This window comes from Variovorax sp. dw_308 (genome assembly GCF_019207085.1).
Taxonomy (GTDB): Bacteria; Pseudomonadota; Gammaproteobacteria; order Burkholderiales; family Burkholderiaceae_C; genus Variovorax.
Genome location: NZ_JAATOM010000063.1, coordinates 1 through 4889 on the forward strand (window position 1 = coordinate 1; position 4889 = coordinate 4889).

4 protein-coding genes are annotated in these 4889 nt (G+C 65.4%); all 4 read left to right on the plus strand.

Going from position 1 to position 4889, the window contains the following annotated elements:
- Positions 1-10: 10 nt before the first annotated feature.
- The 4 genes from HCU76_RS36020 to HCU76_RS36035 are packed head-to-tail and all read left to right on the plus strand — an operon-like array spanning position 11 to position 4858.
- Positions 11-142, plus strand: a complete 132-nt coding sequence (locus tag HCU76_RS36020; protein WP_371319967.1) for a hypothetical protein — start codon at positions 11-13, stop codon at positions 140-142.
- 27 nt (positions 143-169) lie between these two features.
- Positions 170-2533: an ornithine decarboxylase gene (gene speC / locus HCU76_RS36025; protein ID WP_213959934.1), complete on the plus strand. Its 2364-nt coding sequence runs from the start codon at positions 170-172 to the stop codon at positions 2531-2533.
- A gap of 30 nt (positions 2534-2563) precedes the next feature.
- Entirely contained in the window at positions 2564-3892 is a 1329-nt protein-coding gene (gene potE, locus HCU76_RS36030; protein WP_213959933.1) for a putrescine-ornithine antiporter, read from the plus strand.
- A 30-nt stretch (positions 3893-3922) separates the two neighbouring features.
- Entirely contained in the window at positions 3923-4858 is a 936-nt protein-coding gene (locus HCU76_RS36035) for an amino acid ABC transporter substrate-binding protein (RefSeq protein ID WP_213959932.1), read from the plus strand.
- The last annotated feature ends 31 nt before the right edge of the window (positions 4859-4889 follow it).

Consider the following 4889-nt stretch of genomic DNA (forward strand, 5'->3'; position numbering starts at 1 on the left):
GGACTCGATCATCGACTACCTGAAGTTCGCACGCGACACCGACGACCGCTTCCCGGGCTTCGAGGCGGACATCCACGGACTGCGCTTCGATCTCGATGCACAGGGCCACAAGCGCTGGCTGGTGGACTGCGTCAAGGAATAGCGACCGCGCCGACTACAAGGACTTGCCATGATCCCGCGCTCCGTCAAGGCTCCGACGATTCCGATTCCGTTCCACCGGCTGCTCAAGGTCGTCGCCATCGTCGATGGCAGCAATCCGCAGACGCAACAGTTGCTGGACCTCATCAGGCTCGAAGGCTACGAGATCGAGGTCCGCGACAGCTTCGAGCGTGACTTTTCCGAGGATGCCTCGGTCGGCGCGTACATCGCGCTGGTCGACGGCGGTCGCCGCGAGGCTGCGCGGGCGGCGGTGCATGCCGTTCGAGGACTGGGCTTTCACATGCCGCTGTGGGCGCTCGCGGACTCGCATCGCGTGGCCGACGTGGCCGTGGTCGGAATGACGGGCGAGGTCGATGGCTACATCTACCTCGGCCAGCAGACGCCGGCCTTCTATGCCAAGCAAGTGCTGGCCAGCCTGGTGGACTACGGCATGTCCTTGCTGCCGCCTTTCTTCGGCGGGCTGATGGCCTATGACTCCGCGGCCAACATCACCTTTGCCTGCCCCGGGCACCAGGGCGGCCAGTTCTACAGCAAGTCGCCGACCGGGCAGATCTTCTTCAAGTACTTCGGCGAGAGCATCTTCCGCAACGACCTGTGCAATGCCGACGTCGATCTCGGCGACATGCTGATCCACGAGGGCGCCGCGTTGCAAGCGCAGCGCGAGGCTGCCAAGGTGTTCGGCGCGGACCGCACCTACTTCGTGCTGAACGGCACCAGCACCTCGAACAAGGTGGTGACCAACGCAGTGCTCAAGCGCGGCGACCTGGTGCTGTTCGACCGGAACAACCACAAGTCGCTGCACCAGGGCGCGCTGGTGGGGGCGGGCGCGATTCCGGTTTTCCTGCCGACCGCGCGCAACCCCTTCGGCATGATCGGCGCCGTCGACTGGGAAGCCTGGGACGAAGGCTACCTGCGCGAGCAGATCCGCCTGAACCCGCTGGTCACGGACCCGGAGCGCCACAAGGCCGAGCGGCCGTTCCGCATGGCCTGCATCCAACTCGCCACCTACGACGGCACCATCTACAACGTGCGCAAGGTGCTGGAGAAGATCGGCCACCTGTGCGACTACGTGCTCTGGGACGAAGCCTGGATCGGCTACAACGCCTTCCACCCGCTGTTCGAGGACCACAGCCCGATGCGCCTGAAGGACATCGGCCCGGAGATGCCCGGCCTGTTCTCGACCCAGTCGGTGCACAAGCAGGGGGCAGGCTTCTCGCAGGCTTCGCAGATCCACAAGCGCGACGAGCACATCCGCGGCCAGCATCGCTACATCGAGCACAAGCGGTTCAACGAGTCGTTCCTGATGCATGCATCGACCTCGCCGTTCTACCCGCTGTTCGCCTCGCTCGACGTCAACGCCCGGCTGCATGCGGGCAAGGGCGGCGAGATGCTGTGGGACCGCTGCATCGAACTGGGCATCGAGGTGCGCAAGAAGTTCCGCGAATTCGGCCGCCACTATGCGAGCGTGGGCCGCGATGCGCAGGAGCAGTGGTTCTTCGATCCCTTCGTGCCCGACACGGTGACGATCAGCGGTTCGCGCTTTGCCGCCGATGCCAAGGATGTCCCCTGGGAAGACCTGCCCACCGAACTCATCAAGCATGAGCAGCAATGCTGGAACTTCGGACCGCAAAGCCACTGGCATGGCTACAAGGGCTACGACACGGGCTACGCGATGGTCGACCCGAACAAGCTGAACCTGCTGACGCCCGGCATCGATCGCGCCACCGGCGACTACCTCGACTTCGGCGTACCGGCCACGGTCGTCGCCAACTTCCTGCGCGAACAGCGCGTGGTGCCCGAGAAGTGCGACCTGAACAGCATCCTGTTCCTGATGACGCCGGCCGAGGACGAAAGCAAGCTCAACACGCTCATCGCCAAGCTCGTCAAGTTCAAGTCGATGTGGGACGAGGACGCGCCGCTGGACGAGGTGCTGCCCACGCTGTATGCCGCGCACAGCGAACGCTACGCCGGCTACAGCCTGCGTCAGGTGTGCAACGAGATGCACGACTTTTATCGCACGCGCGGCGTCAAGGACCTGCAAGGCAAATGCTTCCGCGCGTCGAGCTTCCCGCAACTGGCGATGTCACCGAAGGACGCCTACGAGGCGCTGGTGGACAACCGGGTGGACTACGTGCCGCTGGACCAGGTCATGGGCCGCGTCTCGGCGACGCTGGCGCTGATCTACCCGCCAGGCATCGGGGTCATCGTGCCGGGCGAACGCTGGGACGCCTGCGCGCAGCCGATGCTCGACTACTTCCTCGCGTTCGAGGAATCGTTCAACCGCTTTCCCGGCTTCAACTATGAAGTGCAGGGCGTGTACCAGGAAAAGACGGACGGTCGCATTCGCTTCCATACCTACGTGGTGCGCGAGTAAGCGCACCCACTTCTCACCAGGAGACATCGCATGGCGGACCAACAGAAGAAGATGAGCGTGGTGCAACTGACGTTCATCGTCACGGTGAACATGATGGGCTCCGGCATCATCATGCTGCCGGCCAACATGGCGCAGGTGGGCGCGATCTCGCTGCTCTCGTGGCTGGTGACGGCGATCGGGTCGCTGGCCATCGCCTATGGCTTCGCGCAGGCCGGCATCTTCAACCAGCGAACAGGCGGGCTCGCCGCCTATGCCGAGGAAGCCTATGGCCGGGACGGCTACTTCCAGGTCTTCTTCCTCTACTTCCTGTCGCTGGCCATCGCCAACGTGGCAGTGGCCAGTTCCGCGCTGGGCTACCTCGCCGCCTTCTTCCCGGTGCTGTCATCGACGCCGGTGGCGAGTTGCATCAGCGTCATCGCGCTGCTGTGGATCACCACGGTCGCCAACTTCGGCGGTCCCAGCCTGACGGGCAAGATCGGCGCGGTCACGGTATGGGGCGTGATCCTGCCGGTCGGCTTCATCTCCATCGTGGGCTGGTTCTACTTCAGCAGCGCGACTTTCTCTGAGGCCTGGAATCCCAAGGGGATGAGCCTGTTCGAGGGCATGGGCTCGAGCATCTCGCTGACGCTGTGGGCCTTCCTCGGCATGGAGTCGGCCTCGCAGAATGCATCGGCGGTGGAGAACCCGAAGCGCGACGTGCCGCTGGCCTGCATGTTCGGCACGCTCGGCGCGGCGGTCATCTACATCCTCTCGACCACCGTGATCCAGGGCATCGTGCCGAACGCGGAACTCGCGAAGTCGACCGGCCCCTTCGGCCTGGCCTTCGCGAAGATGTTCACGCCGGCCATCGGGCAACTCGTCATGGCGCTGGCGGCGATGGCCTGCGTGGGCTCGCTGCTCGGCTGGCAGTTCACGCTGGCGTCGACCGCCAAGGACGCCGCCGACAGCGACATGTTCCCGAAGGTCTTCGGCAAGGCCAACGCGCTGGGTGCGCCCATCGCCGGCATGGTGATCATGGGCATCGTGCAGTCGGTGATGGCGCTGTCGACCATCTCGCCGAACCTGAGCGAGCAGTTCGCGGCGCTGGTGAACCTGGCGGTCGTCACGAACGTGGTGCCCTACATCATCTCGCTGTCGGCGCTGTTCGTGATGATGCGCAATGCCAAGGTCGACGCTGCGGTGTACCGGCGGAATGCGATCGTCACGGTGGTCGCCATCGTGTATTCCGTCTATGCGCTGTACACCGCCGGCAAGGATGCGGTGATGGGCGGCATGCTGGTCATGGCGATCGGCTACCTCGTCTATGGCATCGCCTCTGCCCGTCGCATCGGCGTGATCCCCGCCGCGCGCGCAGCCTGAACCCCGTCACCGGTCCCGCAAGGAACGACCATGAACACTTCCGGCAAGCAAGGCACAACCCATCTACTGCACAGGCTTGGCCGCGCACTGCTGTGCCTGGCCCTGGCCGCACCCGCGCTGGCATCGGCCGCGGGCACGCTCGACAAGGCGCGCGAGAGCGGCAAGCTCACCTTCGGCTACCGCGTCGACACACGGCCCTTCGCCTACAACGACGAAGGCGGCAAGCCGGCGGGCTTTTCCGTGGCGCTGTGCCAGGGCGTCGCCGAGACGATGAAGACCGAATTGAAGCTGCCGGCATTGACGGTCGACTTCGTGCCTGTCTCTGCGGCAGAGCGCTTCGACGCACTATCGCAGGGGAAGGTCGATTTGCTGTGCGAAACGGCCACGCCGACGATGGAGCGGCGAGCCAGTTTCGACTTCTCCCTCCCGATCTTCTTCTCGGGCGTCGGCGCCGTGCTGCGCGCGGACACGCCGGCTCGCATGCGCGATGCACTGGCCGATCGGCCCGAGGTGTCGGCGCCAGTCTGGCGCGGCGCGCCCGCCGCGTTCCTGGCGAACGTGGTGTTCGCGGTGGTCGGGGGGAGCACCATCGAGCAATCCCTGCTCGACGCGATGAGCGCGCGCCGCATCCAGGTCAGCGTGACGCGCGTGCCCGACTACGCGACCGGCTTGCAGATGGTGCGGGACGGGCGTGCCGCGGCCCTGTTCGGAGACCGGCCGGTGCTGGTCGAGGCAGCCAAGCGCGCACCTTCCGCCGGCGATCTGATCGTCATCCAGCGCAACTTCACGCGTGAGCCCCTGTCCCTGGCCATGCGCCGCGGGGACGACGCATTCCGTCTGGTGGTGAATCGCAGCCTGAGCAAGTCGTACCTCTCGAAGGAGTTCGCGCCGCTCTACACCGGTCACTTCGGTCCGCCGGACACCGGGACGATCGAGTTCTACCAGGCGATCGCGCTGCCGGAGTGACGGCGCGCCGTTCCCGTTCACTGGTTCACCA